This is a genomic window from Stutzerimonas stutzeri, assembly GCF_024448695.1.
In the GTDB taxonomy this organism is placed as follows: Bacteria; Pseudomonadota; Gammaproteobacteria; order Pseudomonadales; family Pseudomonadaceae; genus Stutzerimonas; species Stutzerimonas stutzeri_T.
In genome coordinates this window covers 199,709-218,601 of the sequence record NZ_JAMOHY010000004.1, presented here as the reverse complement: position 1 = coordinate 218,601, position 18,893 = coordinate 199,709, and the positions used below count along the sequence as shown (strand labels likewise).

Sequence of the window (18,893 nt, the reverse complement as noted above, 5' to 3'; positions counted from 1 at the left end):
CGTGGATTTCACGAGGGCGCTCACCTCGCTGCCCACACCCAGCTCCAGCTCGCAGGCTACGGGCGTTGCAGCAGGCGGTCGAATCCCCGCGAGAGAAACGACCCACATGGTCGCTATTCTTCTGTGCAATCAGCGGTTGGGCTGCGGGGTCAGGCGCAGGTACGGCTTCACTGCGCGATAGCCCTTGGGAAAGCGCCGCTTGATCTCTTCCTCGTCCTTGAGCGACGGCACGATCACCACCTCGTCCCCGTCCTGCCAGTTGGCCGGGGTGGCGACCTTGTGGTTGTCGGTCAGCTGCAGCGAATCGATCACCCGCAGGATCTCGTTGAAGTTGCGCCCGGTGCTGGCCGGATAGGTGATGGTCAGGCGCACCTTCTTGTTCGGGTCGATGACGAACAGCGAACGCACGGTCAGGGTGTCGTTGGCGTTGGGGTGGATCAGGTCGTACAGCTCCGAGACCTTGCGGTCGGCATCGGCCAGGATCGGGAAATTCACCGTGGTGTTCTGCGTCTCGTTGATGTCGTCGATCCACTTGATGTGTGAATCCACCGGGTCCACCGACAGGGCGATGGCCTTGACGTTACGCTGGGCGAATTCGTCCTTTAGCTTGGCGGTGAAACCGAGCTCGGTGGTGCATACCGGGGTGAAGTCGGCTGGGTGGGAGAACAGCACGCCCCAGCTGTCGCCAAGCCATTCATGGAAACGAATGAGGCCTTCGCTGGAATCCTGTTCAAAGTCGGGGGCGATGTCGCCGAGGCGGATGCTCATGGTGATGCTCCTGGAGAGGGTGGCGCTCACTATGTGCAGAAATGGTCTATATGAAAAAGAATATATAACGATTAATTTATGACTTTATGATCTAAGAGTCAGGTGCAAGGCTTCCGATGTGGTGGCCATCGGAAGCCGGCAGCGCTTGCGGTCTAGAACGTCTAGAACGGCTTGACCGTCATCAGGCCATAGGCGGCGACCAGAAGCAGGATCTGCACCACCACCGCCACTACCGCTACTGTCTTGTTGCCGGCAAGCAGCGCCTTGCGGCTGCGCACGCCGGCGAAGCCATGGCCGGCCACAGCCACGAGGCCCAGCCAGGGAAACAGCAGCGCCAGCCATGAGCCCATCGCCAGCGCGACCAGCACCAGTCCGGTGACGCCGGCCAGGCCCGTCGCCGCCATCGACCCGATATAGAACAACCGTTGCGTCCGCCCCAGCGCGGCGGTAATCCGTGGCGTAAACAGCACCACCACAGCCCAGCCGATAGTCAGCAGCAAGGACAGCAGGGCCAATCCCTGGTGGCCGTGATTGAACAGCTTGTACATGGCGCATCCCTCGTCGTCGTTTCTGAACGCGTCACTATATCCGCGACGCCGGCTGTAGCGCCGCCAAAAGGTCAGTTGCGTGCGTTACGAATTCCTTCGGCCAGCTGGCGGCAGTGGGTGAGTACGCCAGTGATGGCTTCCCGGGCACTCTTGGCGTTGGCGATATGGTCGATCAGCGCCGAGCCGACGACCACGCCATCGGCCAGCCGGGCAATGGCCGCCGCCTGCTCCGGTGTGCGGATGCCGAAGCCGATGGCCACCGGCAGATCGGTGTGGCGCTTGAGGCGCGCGACGGCTTGCTCGATGTGTTCCAGGGTCGCGGAACCCGCGCCCGTCACGCCGGCCACCGAGACGTAGTAGACAAAGCCCGAGCTGTTGTTCAGCACCACCGGCAGGCGCGCATCGTCGGTGGTCGGGGTGGTCAGGCGGATGAAGTCGATGCCCGCGGCCTGGGCTGGGTCGCAGAGGTCTTCGTTATGCTCGGGCGGCAGGTCGACCACGATCAGGCCATCGACACCGGCCTCCACGGCGGCTGCGATAAAGCGCTCTACGCCCATCTTGTGGATGGGGTTGAAGTAGCCCATCAGCACGATCGGGGTGGTCTGGTTGCCCTGGCGGAATTCGCGAACCATCTGCAGGGTTTTCGCCAGGTTCTGGCCGTTTTCCAGGGCGCGGATATTGGCCAGCTGGATCGCCGGACCGTCGGCCATGGGGTCGGTGAAGGGCATGCCCAGCTCGATCACATCGGCGCCGGCTTCCGGCAGGCCCTTGAGAATTTCCAGCGAGGAGGCGTAGTCCGGGTCCCCGGCGGTGATGAAGGTCACCAGCGCGGCGCGGTTTTCCTGTTGCAGCTGGGCGAAGCGCGTCTGCAAGCGACTCATATGCGTTCTTCCTGTTCGGCAAAGTGGTGCATGACGGTCTGCATGTCCTTGTCACCGCGACCGGACAGGTTGACCACCATCAGATGATCCTTGGGCAGTGTGGGGGCGCGCTTGAAGACTTCAGCCAGCGCATGGGAAGACTCCAGCGCCGGGATGATGCCTTCCAGGCGGCAGCACTGGTGGAAGGCGTCCAGCGCCTCCTGATCGGTGATCGAGGTGTACTCGACACGACCGATATCGTGCAGCCAGGCGTGTTCCGGGCCGATGCCGGGATAGTCGAGACCGGCGGAAATCGAGTGCGCGTCGATGATCTGACCGTCATCGTCCTGCAGCAGGAAGGTGCGATTGCCGTGCAGCACGCCCGGTTCACCGCCGTTGAGGCTGGCGGCGTGCTTGCCGGTCTCGATGCCGTAGCCAGCCGCTTCGACGCCGATGATCTTCACGCTTTCATCGTCGAGGAAGGGGTGGAACAGGCCCATGGCGTTGGAGCCACCGCCGATGCAGGCCACCAGTGAGTCAGGCAGACGGCCTTCCTGGGCCTGCAACTGGTCGCGGGTTTCCTTGCCGATCACCGCCTGGAAGTCGCGGACCATGGCCGGATAGGGGTGCGGGCCGGCGACGGTGCCGATCAGGTAGAAGGTGCTGTCGACGTTGGTCACCCAGTCGCGCAGCGCTTCGTTCATCGCATCTTTCAGCGTGCCGGTGCCGGCAGTGACCGGAATCACCTCGGCGCCCAGCAGCTTCATGCGGAAGACGTTGGCCTGCTGGCGGTCGATGTCGGTGGTGCCCATGTAGATTACGCACTGCAGGCCGAAGCGCGCAGCGACGGTGGCGGTGGCCACGCCGTGCATGCCGGCGCCGGTCTCGGCGATGATGCGCTGCTTGCCCATGCGTCGAGCCAGGAGGATCTGGCCGATGCAGTTGTTGATCTTGTGCGCGCCGGTGTGATTGAGCTCTTCACGCTTGAGGTAAATCTTCGCGCCGCCGCAGTGCTCGGTCAGGCGTTCGGCGAAATACAGCGGTGAAGGGCGACCGATGTAGTCGCGCTGGAAATAGGCCAGCTCCCTGGCGAACTCGGGGTCCTGCTTGGCTCTTTCGTATTCGGCAGCCAGCTCGTGGATCAGCGGCATCAGGGTTTCGGCGACGTACTGGCCGCCGAACGAGCCGAACAGGCCGCGGGCGTCGGGGCCGTTGCGGTATGCAGTCATGGGTAGTCTCCTGGAGTTCTTTTGTAGGAGCGGCCCTTGGCCGCGAATGAACCAATGACCGGACCATCGGTTCGCAGGCATGGCCCGCTCCTACGCGATTGCATGCACCCTACCCGGATGCAACGCGGAAAAAAAGCGATAAGATCGCCGAAACTAGTGAGGAAAAATCAACTATGAATACCAGCCTGCCGCCGCTCAATGCCTTGCGTGCCTTCGAGGCCGTGGCGCGTCTGGGCAGCCTGAAGCAAGCCGCCGTCGAGCTTCATGTCACCCACGGGGCCATCAGCCGACAGTTGAAGAGCCTGGAAGACGCACTCGGCATTGCGCTGCTGGAAAAGGACGGGCGTGGTGTAAAACTCACCGATGCCGGCGTGCGGCTGCGCGATGTCGCCAGCGATACCTTCGAGCGGCTGCGCAGCACCTGCGCCGAGCTGCAGCGACAGACCGCCGAGGCACCCTTCGTGCTCGGCTGTCCCGGCAGCCTGCTGGCGCGCTGGTTCATTCCGCGGCTGGACCGGCTCAACCGCGAGCTGCCCGACCTGCGCTTGCAACTGTCGGCCAGCGAGGGCGACCTGGACCCGCGCCGCGCCGGGCTCGACGCGACGCTGTGGTACGCCGAGCCGCCGTGGCCGGCGGACATGCGTGTGTTCGAGTTGGCTGTGGAAAGCATCGGCCCGGTATTGAGCCCGTATCACCCGCGCTGCACGGCGTGGCGCGGTTCAGCGCCGACGGTGCTGCTGGGCGAGCCGCTGCTGCACACTGCCTCACGCCCGCAGGCCTGGCCGAGCTGGGCGCGCGGCAAGGGCCTGGAGCCATCCGAGCTGCGCCTGGGGCAGAGTTTCGAGCACCTGTATTTTCTGCTGGAAGCGGCACTGGCCGGGCTGGGCGTGGCCATCGCCCCGCAGCAACTGGTCGCCGACGATCTGGCCGCGGGCCGCCTGCTGGCGCCCTGGGGGTTCGTTGAAACCTCGGCACGGCTGGCCTTGTGGGTGCCCGCACGCCGTGTCGACCGGCGTGCGGAGCGGCTGGCCGAGTGGTTGCGTGGGGAGCTGGGCGTGGCGCAGAGGGTTTGACGGGGTTTGCGGTCAGATCTTTACGCAAACAAACAGGGCGTTGCCGGAAGCCCTATCCCAGGGGGTGATCTTTTCATAGTCATGCTCAAACACATGCACATCGAACAAGGGCTGCAACAGTTCCTGCAGCTCGTCGAAGCCTGTGGCGACCATGGCGTGTTCGTCCTGCCAGGTTTGCGTGACGCCCCGGGTGGTCTTTTCAATGGCGAGTTTCAGGGTCTGCCGGTCACCGGAGCCGCCGTAATGCCAGCCGGAGGTGAACATGAAGCGGCTGTTGTCGTGCTCGGCGGCATGGCGCGTGAATGAGGTGTTGTCGATCCTGTGCTTGTCCACGGTGTTGAAGCAGAACACACCGTTTTCATCGAGCGCCGCATGCACGCTGGCCATGCACGCGCGCAGCGTGTCCAGACCGTTGTTGTAGTGGATGGAATACAGGAAGCAGGTGATCAGATCGAAGGCCTCATCAACCTTGAAGTTGCCCATGTCCTGCAATGAGAACTGGGCTTCCGGGCAACGCAGCCGGGCGATGTCCAGCATGGGCTGATTGATGTCCAGCCCGCTGCTTCGGTAACCGGAATCAAGGAAATGCCGAATATGCGGCCCGGTGCCACACGCCAGGTCCAGGTGGCGTGTGCCCTGGTTACCGAATATCTGATGCAACCTGCGTGCAGCGTCGCTTTGCGCACGGTAGTCGATGCCGTCGCACATCAGATCGTAGTAGCCCGACAGGTCGGTATAGAGCGAGTTGGCGGACATGGTTGTCAGGCGTCATCCCGCTTCTGATGCTGCAGGCCGGCCTGGGTGATGTTGCTGCCTGGCGGGATGCTGCGCGTGAGCCAGACGTTGCCACCGATAGTGGAACCCTGGCCGATGGTGATGCGACCCAGAATGGTCGCGCCGGCATAGATCACCACATCGTCCTCGACGATCGGATGGCGCGCGCGGCCCTTGTGCAGCTGGCCGGTTTCGTCCGAGGTGAAGCGTTTGGCGCCAAGGGTAACGGCCTGGTAGATACGCACCCGATTGCCGATGATCGCCGTTTCGCCGATGACTACGCCCGTGCCGTGGTCGATGAAAAAGCTGCCGCCAATCTGCGCGCCAGGGTGAATGTCGATGCCGGTGGCGGAGTGAGCGATTTCCGCGCCGATGCGCGCCAATAACGGCAGGCCGGCGGCGTATAGATGGTGGGCGAGACGGTGATGGATAACCGCAAGAATCCCCGGATAGCACAGCAGCACTTCGTCGACGCTGCGTGCCGCAGGGTCGCCGGCGTAGGCGGCGGTGACGTCGCTGTCGAGCAGCCGGCGCATCTGCGGCAGGGCGGCGGCAAAGTCGCGCACGATCTGCACCGCGCCGGCGTCACTGCCGGCCTCTGGCTCGCCGCGCTGGCGGGCGGCATAGCGCAACTCCAGGCGTACCTGGCAGAGCAGGCTGTTCAGCGCATTGTTCAATGTATGACCGACGTAGAAGTCTTCGCTCTCCAGGCGCAGGTCGCTTGGACCCAGGCGCATCGGAAAGAGCGCGCCACGCAGGTCGGAGAAGATGCATTCCAGCGCCTGGCGTGACGGCAGCTCGCGGCTCCCCAGCTCGCGGGCACGCCCGGTGCTGACGCGCCATTCGGTACGGGCCGCGCGCAGTTCGCCGACGATCTGCTCCAGGTGCCAGGACATCGGGTTGGACGATGCCTCTTGCGCACATGCATCGCGATCCGGGGACTGGCTGTCGAGCTTGTCGGACATGGAAACTCCTTGAATACGCCGTTGGCGGGTATTGTGCGGAACAGACGGGAAATGAACCGAAGCTGTTCCGGTCGTTCCCGCCTCACAACACTGATCGTCGCTCAGTTTAGCAATGGCAAGCCCAGGTATTCGATAAGTAAGCGCCAGGCGCCGGCGAAAGGTCCACTCGATATAACCCGCTCGGCGTCTCGGTCAAGGTTGCAGCACAACAGCTGGCGCTGCGCTTCAGGCGCACCTGCGGTCATTGCGCTCAATACGGCTCTGCAAGCGGTACAGGTAGGCGAAACCCTGCTCCCAGCGGTGATGCCCGGACGTCACATTGATATGCCCGGCGTCGGCGAGTATCACGATTTCGCTGCCCCAGCCGTGGCCCAGCTCTACAGTGCGCCCGGCGCTGGCGGCGCTGTCGTTGTCGGAACCGATCAACTGGCTGGCAAAGGGCAACGGCTGGCGGGGAAGCGGCGCGAAATTGCGCAACGGCTCCGGGCAATTGCTGCGCTCCACATCGGCTGGGGCGACCAGCAGGGCACCGCGTACCCGGCGTACCCGTGCCGGCGTCGCCTGCGCCGCCTGCGCCGCCCAATGCGCGACGGTGATGCAGCCCAGACTGTGCGCCACAAGAATCACTGGCTGGGTACTGGCGGATACGCAGCGCTCCAGTTCGGCAACCCAATCCTCGCGCCGGGGCGTCAGCCAGTCAGCCTGCTCGACCCGCGCGCTGTTTGGCAAGGTGCGCTGCCAGTGGCTTTGCCAATGGTCTTCGGGTGAGCCGTGCCAGCCTGGCACGATGAGATAGCGTATGGATTCACTGCGCATGTCGGCGCCTCCTGCACGTTGATGGCGGCCAGTCTAGCCAGCAGGATATTTTCTTAAAAAGAATAAGAAATTCTTTGCTTATGCAATTTGTGCGGAATTTCGTTCCAGCTCACATATTCCCAAATAATCTATAAATGTTCTTAAACAGTATTTTTAAGAATATTCTTCCGCTGCTTAATATCCGCTCCACGCCTCACTGGCTACGGCTGTCCTGGCCGTCATGAGGCTTTCACGGAGATAGAAAATGACCGCAACCATTCGCAACCTCGAAGGTCAGGACGAAGCCAGCATCCTGCGCGAAATCCACGCCGCGCTGAATGGCCTCAAGTTTGGTTCGGTGGAAGTCACCGTACACAACGGGCAGGTCGTGCAGATCGAGCGCAAGGAAAAATTCCGCCTGCAGCCGACCGCCAAGAATTCCTGATCCATCAACCCCAAGCCCGACTGGACCACCGGAGGGCGTGACCATGAGACCAAGACCATGAACACGCACCGGTACTGCAGCTGTCGCCCGCGAATGCGGAGTTGATTGCCCAACACCCTGAACCGTTACCGCCAAAACAGAACCAGGTTTTTTCAGGAGCTGCACATGTCCATTCGTTACTTCACGCTCGCCGCCCTGGCCAGCGCACTCATCGTCGGACCAGCCGTGGCCGCCGACTCCCTGCTCAACGTGTCCTACGATCCGACGCGCGAGCTCTACGTGGAATTCAACAACGCTTTCAACAAGCACTGGCAGGCCGGAGGCCACGAACCGATCAAGGTCCAGCAGTCCCATGGTGGCTCGGGCAAGCAGGCCCGCGCCGTTATTGATGGATTGCGTGCCGATGTGGTGACCCTGGCTCTGGCCGGCGACATCGACGAGCTGCACAAGCTCGGCAAGCTGATTCCCGAGGATTGGCAGTCCCGCCTGCCGCAGGCCAGCACGCCGTACACCTCGACCATCGTGTTCCTGGTGCGCAAGGGCAACCCCGAAGGCATCAAGGACTGGGAAGACCTGGTCAAGCCGGGCGTCGAGGTGATCACGCCGAACCCGAAAACCTCTGGTGGCGCGCGCTGGAACTTCCTGGCCGCCTGGGCCTCTGCCCAGCAGAAGTACGGCAGCGATGAGCAGGCGCAGGCCTTCGTCGACAAGCTCTACAAGAACGTTCCGGTACTGGATACCGGCGCCCGCGGCTCGACCATCACCTTCGTCAACAACCAGATCGGCGATGTGCTGCTGGCCTGGGAAAACGAAGCCTTCCTGGCGCTCAAGGAGCAGGGTGGCGAGAACTTCGAGATTGTCGTGCCGTCGCTGTCGATCCTCGCCGAGCCGCCAGTCGCCGTGGTCGACAAGAACGTCGAGCGCAAGGGCACCCGCGAAGTCGCCGAAGCCTACCTGAACTACTTGTACAGCGAGGAAGGCCAGCGCATCGCCGCGAAGAACTTCTACCGTCCGCGTAATGAAACCGTGGCGGCGGAGTTCAAGGATCAGTTCCCGGCATTGAAGCTGGTCACCATCGACGAGGACTTCGGCGGCTGGAAGGTTGCGCAACCGAAGTTCTTCAACGACGGCGGCGTGTTCGATCAGATCTATTCGGCGCAGTAAGCCGTCGTTCGTAGGGTGGATCACGCTTCACCGATCCGCCATCGACGCCGCGAGGTGCCGGTGGTGGAAGTGAAAGGCGACTTCCACCCTACACGCTGCGCTCGCGACGCTTCAGCCGACACATTGCTCGAATAGTTCGTAGGGTGGATCACGCTTTACCGATCCACCATCGACCCCGCGAGGACGCCTTTGGTGGAAGTAAAAAGCGACTTCCACCCTACGCGCTGCGCTCGCGATGTTTCAGCCGGACTCCATGCTCAACCAGACCGAGCCTAAAGAATGTCTAGTCGCTCTTCCTCCGTCATCCCCGGCTTCGGACTGACGCTGGGTTACACCCTGGTGTACCTCAGCCTGTTAGTGCTGATTCCCCTGGGTGCGCTGTTCCTCAAGACCACCGAACTGACCTGGGACCAGTTCATCGCCATCATCAGCGCGCCGCGCGTGCTGGCGGCGCTCAAGCTCAGTTTCGGCACCGCCTTTGTCGCAGCGCTGCTCAACGGCGTCATCGGCACCCTGCTGGCCTGGGTGCTGGTGCGCTATCGGTTCCCCGGTCGCAAGATCATCGAGGCGATGATCGACCTGCCATTCGCCTTGCCGACTGCCGTCGCCGGCATCGCCCTGACCGCGCTCTACGCACCCAGCGGCCTGGTCGGCCAGTGGGCTACGGCGATGGGCTTCAAGATCGCCTACAGCCCGCTGGGCATCACCCTGGCACTGACCTTCGTCACGCTACCGTTCGTGGTGCGCACGCTGCAGCCGGTGCTGGCTGATATTCCCCGCGAGGTCGAAGAGGCCGCGGCTTGCCTGGGTGCTCGCCCGCTGCAGGTGGCCCGCCATGTGTTGCTGCCGGCGTTGCTGCCGGCCTGGCTGACCGGCTTTGCGCTGGCCTTTGCCCGCGGCGTCGGCGAGTACGGCTCGGTGATCTTCATCGCCGGCAACATGCCGATGAAGACCGAGATCCTGCCGCTGCTGATCATGGTCAAGCTGGACCAGTACGACTACGCCGGCGCCACGGCCATCGGCGTGCTGATGCTGGTGGTGTCCTTCATCCTGCTGCTGCTGATCAACCTGCTGCAGCGCCGCATCTCGCACCCTTAAGGAGGTCGCCATGTCTTCTGTTTCGCTAACCGCGACAGCCAGCACCTCCGCCAACGCGGCGCGACGCGGCAATGCCCTCGGGCGCCGCTTGCTGATCCTTGCCGCCTGGCTGGTGTTCGCGCTGTTCCTGCTGCTGCCGCTGGTGATCGTCGTCAGTGAGGCGTTGAAGCTGGGTTTCGGCACCTTCTTCGAGGCGATCTTCGAGCCAGACGCCCTTGCTGCGCTGAAGCTGACACTGATCGCCGTGGGTATTTCAGTGCCGCTCAACCTGGTGTTCGGGGTCGCCGCCGCCTGGTGCGTGAGCAAGTACGAATTCCGCGGCAAGAGCATCCTGGTCACGCTGATCGACCTGCCGTTCTCGGTATCGCCAGTGATCGCCGGTCTGATCTACGTGCTGCTGTTTGGCGCCCAGGGCTATTTCGGCGAGTGGTTGAGTGATCGCGATATCCAGATCATTTTTGCCGTGCCTGGCATCGTGCTGGCCACGCTGTTCGTCACCGTGCCCTTCGTCGCCCGTGAGTTGATCCCGCTGATGCAGGAACAGGGCACCACCGAGGAAGAAGCCGCACGGCTGCTCGGCGCCAGCGGCTGGCAAATGTTCTGGCACATCACCCTGCCGAACATCAAATGGGGCCTGATCTATGGCGTGGTGCTCTGTACCGCAAGGGCGATGGGCGAGTTCGGTGCGGTATCGGTGGTGTCCGGGCATATCCGCGGACTGACCAACACCCTGCCGCTGCACGTCGAGATTCTCTACAACGAATACAACCATGTCGCCGCGTTCAGCGTGGCCAGCCTGCTGCTGGCGCTGGCGCTGCTAATTCTGCTGCTCAAGCAGTGGAGCGAGTCGCGCATCGAGCGCCGGAACGCCAAGGCCGAGGAATGAAGCCATGAGTATTGAAATCAGCAACGTCAACAAGCGCTTCGGGCAGTTTCAGGCACTGAACGACATAGACCTCAACATCCAGAGCGGTGAGCTGGTGGCATTGCTGGGCCCGTCCGGCTGCGGCAAGACCAGCCTGCTGCGCATCATCGCCGGCCTGGAAACGCCGGACACCGGCAGCATCGTGTTCCACGGCGAGGACGTCTCCAGCCACGATGTACGCGACCGCAACGTCGGCTTCGTCTTCCAGCATTACGCGCTGTTCCGCCACATGACGGTGTTCGACAACGTTGCCTTCGGTCTGCGCATGAAGCCCAAGAAGCAGCGCCCGAGCGAAACGGTGATCGCCCAGAAGGTCCACGAACTGCTCGGCCTGGTGCAGCTCGATTGGCTCGCCGACCGCTACCCCGAGCAACTCTCCGGTGGCCAGCGCCAGCGCATCGCCCTGGCGCGTGCGCTGGCGGTGGAGCCCAAGGTGCTGCTGCTCGACGAACCCTTCGGCGCGCTGGATGCCAAGGTGCGCAAGGAACTGCGTCGCTGGCTTGCCCGGTTGCACGAGGATGTGCACCTCACCTCCGTGTTCGTCACCCACGACCAGGAGGAGGCGATGGAGGTGGCCGACCGCATCGTGGTGATGAACAAGGGTGTGATCGAACAGATCGGCACGCCGGCAGAGGTTTACCAGAACCCGGCCAGCGATTTCGTCTATCACTTCCTCGGAGACGCCAATCGGCTACAGTTGGACGGCGACCACTCCGTGCTGTTCCGCCCTCACGAAGTGTCCTTGAGTCGGGTCATCCAGGCTGATTACCAGGCCGGCGAAGTGCGCGATATCCGTCCGCTGGGCGCGACCACGCGGGTGACGCTTCGGCTCGCCAGCCAGGCCGAGCCGATCGAGGTCGAAGTCGCCAACGATCACGCCAGCTTGCTGGGCGCACAGCGCGGCGAGACGCTGTACTTCCGTCCGCTGGAACGGCACTCCCGGGTGGCGAGCTGAGTTCTGCCGGGCGAGCCCGACCGTGGCCAGTTGCTGTGCTTGAGCAGGTTCTGATGCGACGGGCTCTTGTCGATAGGCGGTGCCGTCAGATAAAAGCGGCGCAGGGGCTGGTTCGCCCGCGTCTTGGCTTGTATAAACGCCCTTTGTTGGCGTGAAGGGGGCCGTATGGAAGAGGTGATCGAACAACTGCGTGAACTCAACGAGCCGGTGCCGGTACCGCTGGAGTTGCCGGACGATGAGCGCCTGGTGGAGGTCGAGGAAGAGCTGCTGATCAACCTGCCGTTCGGCCTGCGCGAGTTCCTGCTGCTGGTCAGCGATGTGGTGTATGGGAGGCTGGAACCCGTCACCGCCACCGATCCGCAATCGCACACCTATCTGCCGGAAGTTGCAGCGCTGGCCTGGGACGCGGGAGTTGAGCGCGACTTGCTGCCGATCTGCCAGGACGGCAACGATTTCTACGTGGTCGATCTGGAAGGCGAAGTCATGCTGTTCGACGGTGACGCGCATGAAATGACCGGCGAAAGCTGGGAAACCGTCTGGCATTGGGCGCGGGACGTCTGGCTGGAGAGCTGAGGCGCTTGGTGCTTGGCAGTGCAGCTGGCCAGGGCTATCTCTGGCGCACCGAAGTTGGAAGGCAGGTGGCTTTTCGCCCGATTACTGTGACGTTTCATTGGTTGTGAACGATGCCCGCAGGATGATGGCTGTGGCTGCACCTTGCGGATATCGTCCAGGCAGTCGAGGCCCGAAGTTCCATGCTCTGCTAAAAGCCCTTCGGCCTGTGTTCACTCCAGGGGCGAGCCTCTTCCAGCGCCGCTGCCGCACGAAAAATCGCGCATTCCCCATGCATGGGCCCAACAATCTGCAGCCCTACGGGTAGCCCGTCTTTTGTCATCCCCGCAGGTGCTGAGGCAGCTGGTTGCCCGGTCAGGTTGAACGGATAGGTATAGAAGACCCAGGAAACGATATTCCGGCCGGCGACTTCCGGTGGCACATTCATTCCGATCTGTGGCGCAGGAACCGGAATGGTGGGCGTCAAAAGCAGGTCGTATTTGCCGAAAAACTGCCGCATCTTTTCGCGGAAGTCATAGCGGGCGAACACCTTGGCATAGTACTCATCGAGCGTCTGGTCGAGGGCTCCGGCCAAGACGTCGGAAACGGCGCTGTCGATCAAGTCTGGTTGATCGCGCAGGACGTTCTGCAGCCTGGTCCCTACGCCCGCATAGAATTCCGCCATCCATAGCTCGCCCGGATCGTCCATGACGTTTTCGACCAGCTCCAGCGTGCATCCCATTTCCTCGAATGCACGGGCTGCACGTTCGGCTATCTCGACGACCTCCGGGAGCGGTTTCGCGTAGCCCAGGGTGGGCGACCAGGCGATACGCATCCCTTTGACCGGCTTATCGCAAGCGGCGAGAAAGTCGGGCACCGCGCCCGCGACCGAGAAGGGGTCACGTGGGTCGTAACCGGCGATGGCCTGCAACAGTAACGCGGAATCCCGAACGGTACGTGTCAGAGGCCCCACATGAGCCAGCGTCGGCGTGGCGGATGCAGGAAAGACCGGAACCCGACCGAATTGAGCCTTGATCCCGAAGAGGTTGGTCATGGACGCCGGAATGCGTAGCGAGCCACCGCCATCGGTGCCGAGCGCCAGCGCACTGACGCCGGCTGCAACACTTGCTGCAGCCCCGGCGCTGGAGCCGCCAGGTGTCCGGGTCAGATCCCAGGGATTACGGGTGATGCCCGTTAATGGCGAATCGCCGACCGCCTTGCAGCCGAACTCACTGGTTGTAGTCTTGCCGATGATGCAGCCACCGGCAGCCTTGATCCGCTCGGTCGCGGGTGCGTCCAGCGCTGCGAGATTGTCGGCCAGGGTACGGGAGCCGAAGGAGCAGGGCACCCCGGCCACGGTGATGAGGTCCTTGATCGAAACGGGGAGGCCATGCAGCAATCCAAGCGATGTGCCATCCATCACTGCTTGTTCGGCTTTTCGCGCGGCGGCTAGCGCCAGTTCGGGGGTGCGGGTGGCGAAGGCGTTGAGCCTGGGCTCGGTTTCGTCCATCCGCTCCAGCGCCCGCTGCACCACTTCAACGGGGGACACCTCTTTGTGGGCAATGGCTGCGCGCGTTTCCAGCGCCGACATGAAGTCGAGTTCCTGTTTCATGACATGTCCTTCTCAGATGGCGCCCAGGGCGCGATCCAGCGTCGCGCTTGCCTGTGCTTTGCACAGGGAAAGGCGTTGCAGGATCGCGTTGCGCTGCAGGTTCTTGCCGATCAGAACCAGTCGCGAGTCCGCTACGTCTCCAGGCCAGGATTCGGCGTAGGTCAGCGGGCTGTAGACCTGCTGTACACCTTGAAGAATGACGGGTCGTGGATCGTTGCTGAACTGGATCAGGCCCTTGATACGGAAGAGGTTATCGCCGTATTCCTCGGTGAACTCGGAAAGCGCCAGCATCAGCTCTGCGTAATCCAGCGGCGCCTCTTCGCGGAACGATACGGAAACGATATCTGCGTGCTGGCTGGCTTGATCAGGGGTATGGCCATGATGCGCATGACTGCAGTCCTGCCCACACGCGGCATGATCATGCTCATGGTGTGCCGGTACGGTCTCGCCGATCCAGGTGGCGACGGCGCTTTCCTTGGTGTTCGGGTCGAACAGACTGAGATCCATGACCTTGGAGGCGGACAGTTCAGCGTAGGTTGTGGTCTCCACAGGACAGCTGGGGTTCAGGCGCCTTACAGCGGCCAGGGCTGCTTCGTAGGTTTCGTCATCCACCAGGTCGCGCTTGTTGAGAATGATCTTGTCGGCCATTGCGATTTGCTTGCGCGCCTCATCCGAGGCTTGCAGCTGTTGAACGACATGCTTGAGATCGACCATGGTGACGATAGCGTCCAGGCGATAACTCAGGTTGAGCTGCATGTCCGTGTAGAAAATCTGTGCCAGTGGCGTGGGGTCGGCGATTCCGGTGGTTTCGATCAGCAACTTGTCGAACTCGATCTTGGGCTCGAGGGCACCGACCTTGCGCATGAACAGCTCATAGATGGTTTTGACCAGGTCGTCCTTGCTTGCGCAACAGATGCAGCCGTTCTTGAGTTCCAGCATGTCTTCGGAAGCCGATGAAACCAGGTCGCCGTCGATGCCGATTTCGCCGAACTCATTGACGATGACTGCGATGCGTCCCGCTTCGGGATCGGTGAGCACGCGGTTGAGGCAGGTGGTCTTGCCTGCTCCCAAGAAGCCGCTGAGCACGGTGATGGGGATTCGTTGGTCCACAGGGGTTCCTCCGCAGGAGAAGGCTGCGGCGCGCGCCGCAGCCAGAGTCGATTACTGCACTTCAGCCCAGGCGCGCACCGGCGAGCCGCTGCCGTTGTCGATCTTCAGGGGTGGGCCGTAGAACATGAATTCGCCCTTGCCGACAAGCTCCTCCAGGTTGACCAGCCACTCGTAGTGGGTGATGCCGCGGTCACGGCATACGCGGTGGCTGGGGAACTCGTTGTGCGAGGGTTTATCGGTGGAAGGGCCTTCGACGCCATGCAGCTTGGAATTACGGTCGGCGAGCCAGTGGGTGGCGGCCTCGGTCAGGCCAGGGTTGGACCAGACGACCTTGACGTCCGGGTAGTATTTCTTATGCAGGCCGGTACACATCAACACGATATGACCGTCGATTTTCACGCCAGCCATTGCCTCGGCTTCTTCCAGGTCCGCGACATCGATGTCGCCCAGGTCCGGGATATGGCGAAGATCCAGGCAGACCGCCTTGCCCATGAACATATCCAGGGGCATGTTATCGATGGTCAGTCCGTTAGGGCCCACATGGTAAAAAGCGTCCACGTGGGTGGCGATATGGTCGAGCATCGACAGGTGCGTGGTGGCGAAGGTCATCTGGTCGCCAGGCACGCCGAGATTGAACTTCTTCGAGGTTTCGTGGGTGAAGTGAGCCGTGATGACCGGACGCTGGAACAGCTTGTGCGCCGGCATGTTGTCTTCGATCTTCAACGTAAGGTCGATGATGGGCATTGCGTTTTTCCTTTTGTTAGACGCAGTGGAATAACGTAGGCGCGATTGCGACTACATCATTTTCGTGGGAAGCCAGCTGGCGATCCCGGGAAACAGAGCTACCAAGAGGACGACTAGAAGCAGGATGATCCAGTAGGGGATCGAGCCCCGGAAAATGAGCCCCAGCGTGGCGTCGGGGTCTGATATGCATCCCTTGACCGTGTACACACATAGCCCGAGTGGGGGGGTGAGTAGGCCTGCCTCGATGGCCAGGATGCCGAGAATTGCGAACGCCAGTGGCTCGAAACCCAACGCCGTGGCGATCGGCGCGAAGATCGGTACCGTCAGCAGGATGATGGAGGTGCTGTCGAGAAACATGCCCAGCACCAGCCAGATTCCGACCATGATGGCCAGGGTCAGATAAAGGCCGCCAACGCCCAGGAACAGGTCGCCGATCATGTCGCCGATGCCGCCCATGGACAGCAGGCGTGAATACATCTGCGCGGTGATCAGCAGGAAAAGCAAGGGTGCGGAGATGCGTCCGGTGTTGAGGATCGATGCGGAAAAGTCGCGCCATCCCATGCCCTTGGCGAGCCCGACCACTACGGCACCAAGCACGCCGATGCCGGCTGCCTCGGTTGGCGTGAAGAGGCCGAACCAGATGCCGCCGAAGATCATCATGATCATCAGGATCACGCCCGTGGCACCGATCTTGGCGCGAGCATCGGCTTTTTCCACGACGGCGTCATGCTCGTGGTCAGCACCGAAAAGGTGCGGACGCAGCAGGGCGAAAACCAGCAGAAACAGGAAGAACAGTGATGCCAGCAGCACGCCGGGAACCACGCCTGCAATAAAGAGCTTGCCGATGGATTGTTCGGCCATGACGCCCCAGATGATCAACAGTACGCTGGGCGGTAACAGCATGCCGAGGGATGCGCTGCCGGCAATGCATCCCAGCGCAATGCCTTTGTCGTATTTGGCGCGTGCCATCTCCGGATAGGCGATGCGGGAAAAGGCGGCAGCCGATGCGATGGAGACCCCGGTGACCGCACCAAAGGCCGCGTTGCCTCCGACGGTCGCGAGCGCCAGGCGACCCGGCAGGCGCTTGAACGACTGGTTGATCAGTTGGAACAGATCGGTTGCGGCTCCCGACCTGGCCAGTATCTCGCCCAGTAGCACAAACAGGGGAATCGTCGCGAATTCATAAGCCCGAATAGCTCCGAAAGCACTGCTGGCGAGCAATGAGCTGGCAATATCGAAGGTGCCCATCAGATAGGCGAGGCCAAAGAAACTTGTCAGTCCGAGCGAAATAACCACCGGTACTCCAAGAAGAATGCTCATTATCAGAACCGCAATGATGATTGCGGCAAACTCTGGACTACCCATGTTCAACCTCCTGCCCCTTTAACATGTTGAGCGGCTCTTCATTTCCAGTGAAAAGGGCAACTGCTGCGGGAATAGCCATTACCAGATAAGTCATGGTGGCGAGAATAGAACCTGCCACGATAGCCAGCCGACTTGGAAATACAGGTACCGCAAAGGTTACATGCCCTTCAAACTCGCCATTGATAAAGGCATTGACCATGTTTTCCCATTCGGCTATTGCAAGAATTGCAAACAGAAACGCCCCCAGCAGGTAACCAGCCAACCATAGGAAGCGCTTGACTGACGGTGGCGCTAACATATCCATCAGCTCTGTACGCAGCATGCCGCCAATCCGGACTGTATAGGGCAACTGAAGAAAGGCGATGATGACCAGGCCGTTAATGACTACTTCTGCGACGCCGATAATTGGCATGTTGAATAGGCCGCGTCCGAAAACATCTGCGGCAATCAGCAATGCCACTAATATCAATAGCGTTGCGGCTATTACCATTAGTGTCTTACTGATTATTCGGAGCGTAGAATCCAGTATTCCGACCCAGCCTGTGGTGGAACTCTTGTGCGCTAACATGAAACGCCCTCGCTTGCGGTAGGTCGCTTATTTCAGATCAACTCATGAACAGTACGGCCGAGCCTTTCGGCTTGGCCACAGATATCAGTCGATTTCATAGGCATACGGGAATTCGTAGCCACGCTTCTCGAGTTCACTGATATAGGTCTTCATGATGGCGGTGCCAGGCATCCCCTGCTTGTTCACTTCCTGGGCCATGCGGTTGGGGAAGTCTTTCAAGGCTTCGGCCCAGGTTTGGCGCGCTTCAGGGCTGATCTCTTTCACGTTGACACCCAGTTCCCTGGCTTTCTGCAGACCGTTACGGTCATTGGCGGCGCAGACTTCAGCAGTAGCGTCTTCGTAATCCCTGGCTACTTCTTTAAGTATCTGCTGAACGTCGGCAGGCAGTTTGTTCCAGGTTTTCAGGTTGACCGTAACGCTATTGACCGGCATCGCGCCGAAGTCAATCTTGGTATAGTGCTTTGCAATTTCGTTGAGTTTGAACGTCGTCCACCAGGTTGAAGTACTGATGTAGCCCTGATACACGCCAGTCTGCATTGACTGGTAGGCTTCGTTCAGATTGGACGCGACAGGAGTTGCACCCTTGATCCAGTCCAGGTTTACCCCGGCGCCTGCAATCTTGTGTCCTTGGAGATCAGAAAAGTTCTCCCAGGCAAAGGTGGTACCCAGGCCATAGTTTGACAGGCAACTGACGGCGAGCAGCTTCTGGTTGTGCTTCTTCTCGAAGGTCTCGGCCAGTTCGGGGTGAGCTGCATACGTGGCGCGTACGGCTTCGCTCGCCATTTTGGCGTCGGGAGAGCCGAAAGGCAGGAACAGGGGGAAGTTCTGCGCGAGCAGTTCCGAAGGCTCGAAAATCATGCTTGTGAAACCGATGTCCAGCAATCCGTCCCGTGTCGCTTCAAGAACCTCGGTTACCTTGGCGATCTGGCCCGCATGAAGCTCCATAACCCGGATGCCGTGGTCCGTATTGGCTTCGATTCTTTTCTTGAGCTCTGGCACGAAAAAGTGGTGTGCCGTTTCCATATAGGACAATAAGCCAACCGGGTGGCCGGAACCTACTCGAAGGTTGATCTGGTCTGCTTGGGCGCTTGTTGCTGCGCTGATGAGACCAACGGATAGCAAGAAATGAAAACCTGTTTTTTTTATATATTTCATATCTGTCCTCGATGCGATTAGCGTGAGTAAGCGCTAGCTTCGTTTATTGGGTGGTTCCGGCCTTGGCGGTTGCTCTCCTGCATAGTCGTAGAACCTGCAAACAAGAACTCCAGCCTCTTTAGGGTGCGCACTCTTGATGTTGTTTTGATCTGTCAGGTGTAACTCGTCTTCTGTTCTTTTACTGCGTGTCA

The 18,893-nt window shown here is 61.1% G+C and carries 20 protein-coding genes; 7 read left to right on the top strand and 13 right to left on the bottom strand.

Features of this window, described 5'->3' with window-relative positions; translation table 11 throughout:
• Positions 1-129: 129 nt before the first annotated feature.
• The 4 genes from NAV32_RS06255 to trpB all read right to left on the bottom strand — a co-directional run bounded on the left by NAV32_RS06255 (position 130) and on the right by trpB (position 3,405).
• Entirely contained in the window at positions 130-768 is a 639-nt protein-coding gene (locus tag NAV32_RS06255) for a peroxiredoxin (RefSeq protein WP_256051936.1), read from the bottom strand.
• Between the two features lie 161 nt (positions 769-929).
• On the bottom strand, positions 930-1,316 hold the full coding sequence (locus NAV32_RS06250) for a hypothetical protein (protein ID WP_256051935.1): 387 nt from the start codon (positions 1,314-1,316) through the stop codon (positions 930-932).
• A 71-nt stretch (positions 1,317-1,387) separates the two neighbouring features.
• Positions 1,388-2,197, bottom strand: coding sequence for a tryptophan synthase subunit alpha (gene trpA / locus NAV32_RS06245; RefSeq protein ID WP_256051934.1), 810 nt, complete (start codon positions 2,195-2,197; stop codon positions 1,388-1,390).
• The gene (gene trpB, locus NAV32_RS06240) at positions 2,194-3,405 is read right to left on the bottom strand and encodes a tryptophan synthase subunit beta (protein WP_256051933.1); all 1,212 of its coding nucleotides are present in this window, start codon (positions 3,403-3,405) and stop codon (positions 2,194-2,196) included. The genes trpA and trpB overlap by 4 nt, the downstream gene beginning before the upstream one ends.
• A 173-nt stretch (positions 3,406-3,578) precedes the next feature.
• Between trpB and NAV32_RS06235 the strand changes: the two genes are divergently transcribed.
• On the top strand, positions 3,579-4,478 hold the full coding sequence (locus NAV32_RS06235; protein ID WP_256051932.1) for a LysR family transcriptional regulator: 900 nt from the start codon (positions 3,579-3,581) through the stop codon (positions 4,476-4,478).
• Positions 4,479-4,490: 12 nt separating this feature from the next.
• Here NAV32_RS06235 and NAV32_RS06230 read toward each other — a convergent pair whose 3' ends face one another.
• The 3 genes from NAV32_RS06230 to NAV32_RS06220 form a co-directional block, all read right to left on the bottom strand.
• Positions 4,491-5,234, bottom strand: coding sequence for a class I SAM-dependent DNA methyltransferase (locus NAV32_RS06230; protein ID WP_256051931.1), 744 nt, complete (start codon positions 5,232-5,234; stop codon positions 4,491-4,493).
• Positions 5,235-5,239: 5 nt separating this feature from the next.
• A complete protein-coding gene (gene epsC / locus NAV32_RS06225; RefSeq protein WP_256051971.1) occupies positions 5,240-6,148 on the bottom strand; it encodes a serine O-acetyltransferase EpsC in 909 nt (302 codons plus the stop codon).
• Positions 6,149-6,442: 294 nt separating this feature from the next.
• Entirely contained in the window at positions 6,443-7,033 is a 591-nt protein-coding gene (locus NAV32_RS06220; protein WP_256051930.1) for an alpha/beta hydrolase, read from the bottom strand.
• Between the two features lie 244 nt (positions 7,034-7,277).
• On the opposite strand from NAV32_RS06220, the gene oscA reads away from it, so the two are divergent.
• The 6 genes from oscA (at position 7,278) to NAV32_RS06190 (ending at position 12,172) form a co-directional block, all read left to right on the top strand.
• Positions 7,278-7,457 (top strand): sulfur starvation response protein OscA, encoded by a 180-nt coding sequence (oscA, locus tag NAV32_RS06215; RefSeq protein WP_256051929.1) that lies wholly within the window; start codon positions 7,278-7,280, stop codon positions 7,455-7,457.
• 165 nt (positions 7,458-7,622) lie between these two features.
• Positions 7,623-8,621 carry a sulfate ABC transporter substrate-binding protein gene (locus tag NAV32_RS06210; protein ID WP_256051928.1) on the top strand — a complete coding sequence of 333 codons (999 nt, stop codon included), beginning with the start codon at positions 7,623-7,625 and terminating at the stop codon, positions 8,619-8,621.
• A gap of 279 nt (positions 8,622-8,900) precedes the next feature.
• Positions 8,901-9,719, top strand: coding sequence for a sulfate ABC transporter permease subunit CysT (gene cysT, locus NAV32_RS06205; RefSeq protein ID WP_256051927.1), 819 nt, complete (start codon positions 8,901-8,903; stop codon positions 9,717-9,719).
• Positions 9,720-9,729: 10 nt separating this feature from the next.
• Entirely contained in the window at positions 9,730-10,605 is an 876-nt protein-coding gene (gene cysW / locus NAV32_RS06200; protein WP_256051926.1) for a sulfate ABC transporter permease subunit CysW, read from the top strand.
• 4 nt (positions 10,606-10,609) lie between these two features.
• Positions 10,610-11,599: a sulfate/molybdate ABC transporter ATP-binding protein gene (locus NAV32_RS06195; protein ID WP_256051925.1), complete on the top strand. Its 990-nt coding sequence runs from the start codon at positions 10,610-10,612 to the stop codon at positions 11,597-11,599.
• A 165-nt stretch (positions 11,600-11,764) separates the two neighbouring features.
• Positions 11,765-12,172: an SMI1/KNR4 family protein gene (locus tag NAV32_RS06190; RefSeq protein ID WP_256051924.1), complete on the top strand. Its 408-nt coding sequence runs from the start codon at positions 11,765-11,767 to the stop codon at positions 12,170-12,172.
• A gap of 187 nt (positions 12,173-12,359) precedes the next feature.
• On the opposite strand, the gene NAV32_RS06185 is transcribed toward NAV32_RS06190, so the two are convergent.
• The 6 genes from NAV32_RS06185 to NAV32_RS06160 all read right to left on the bottom strand — a co-directional run bounded on the left by NAV32_RS06185 (position 12,360) and on the right by NAV32_RS06160 (position 18,702).
• Positions 12,360-13,760 (bottom strand): amidase, encoded by a 1,401-nt coding sequence (locus NAV32_RS06185; protein ID WP_256051923.1) that lies wholly within the window; start codon positions 13,758-13,760, stop codon positions 12,360-12,362.
• Between the two features lie 12 nt (positions 13,761-13,772).
• Positions 13,773-14,870 carry a CobW family GTP-binding protein gene (locus NAV32_RS06180; RefSeq protein WP_256051922.1) on the bottom strand — a complete coding sequence of 366 codons (1,098 nt, stop codon included), beginning with the start codon at positions 14,868-14,870 and terminating at the stop codon, positions 13,773-13,775.
• Positions 14,871-14,921: 51 nt separating this feature from the next.
• On the bottom strand, positions 14,922-15,614 hold the full coding sequence (locus NAV32_RS06175) for a cyclase family protein (RefSeq protein WP_256051921.1): 693 nt from the start codon (positions 15,612-15,614) through the stop codon (positions 14,922-14,924).
• Positions 15,615-15,665: 51 nt separating this feature from the next.
• A complete protein-coding gene (locus tag NAV32_RS06170) occupies positions 15,666-16,979 on the bottom strand; it encodes a TRAP transporter large permease (protein ID WP_256051920.1) in 1,314 nt (437 codons plus the stop codon).
• Positions 16,972-17,439 (bottom strand): TRAP transporter small permease subunit, encoded by a 468-nt coding sequence (locus NAV32_RS06165; RefSeq protein WP_256051919.1) that lies wholly within the window; start codon positions 17,437-17,439, stop codon positions 16,972-16,974. Before NAV32_RS06165 ends, NAV32_RS06170 begins: the two co-directional genes overlap by 8 nt.
• Positions 17,440-17,631: 192 nt before the next feature.
• The gene (locus NAV32_RS06160) at positions 17,632-18,702 is read right to left on the bottom strand and encodes a C4-dicarboxylate TRAP transporter substrate-binding protein (protein ID WP_256051918.1); all 1,071 of its coding nucleotides are present in this window, start codon (positions 18,700-18,702) and stop codon (positions 17,632-17,634) included.
• Positions 18,703-18,893: the final 191 nt, after the last annotated feature.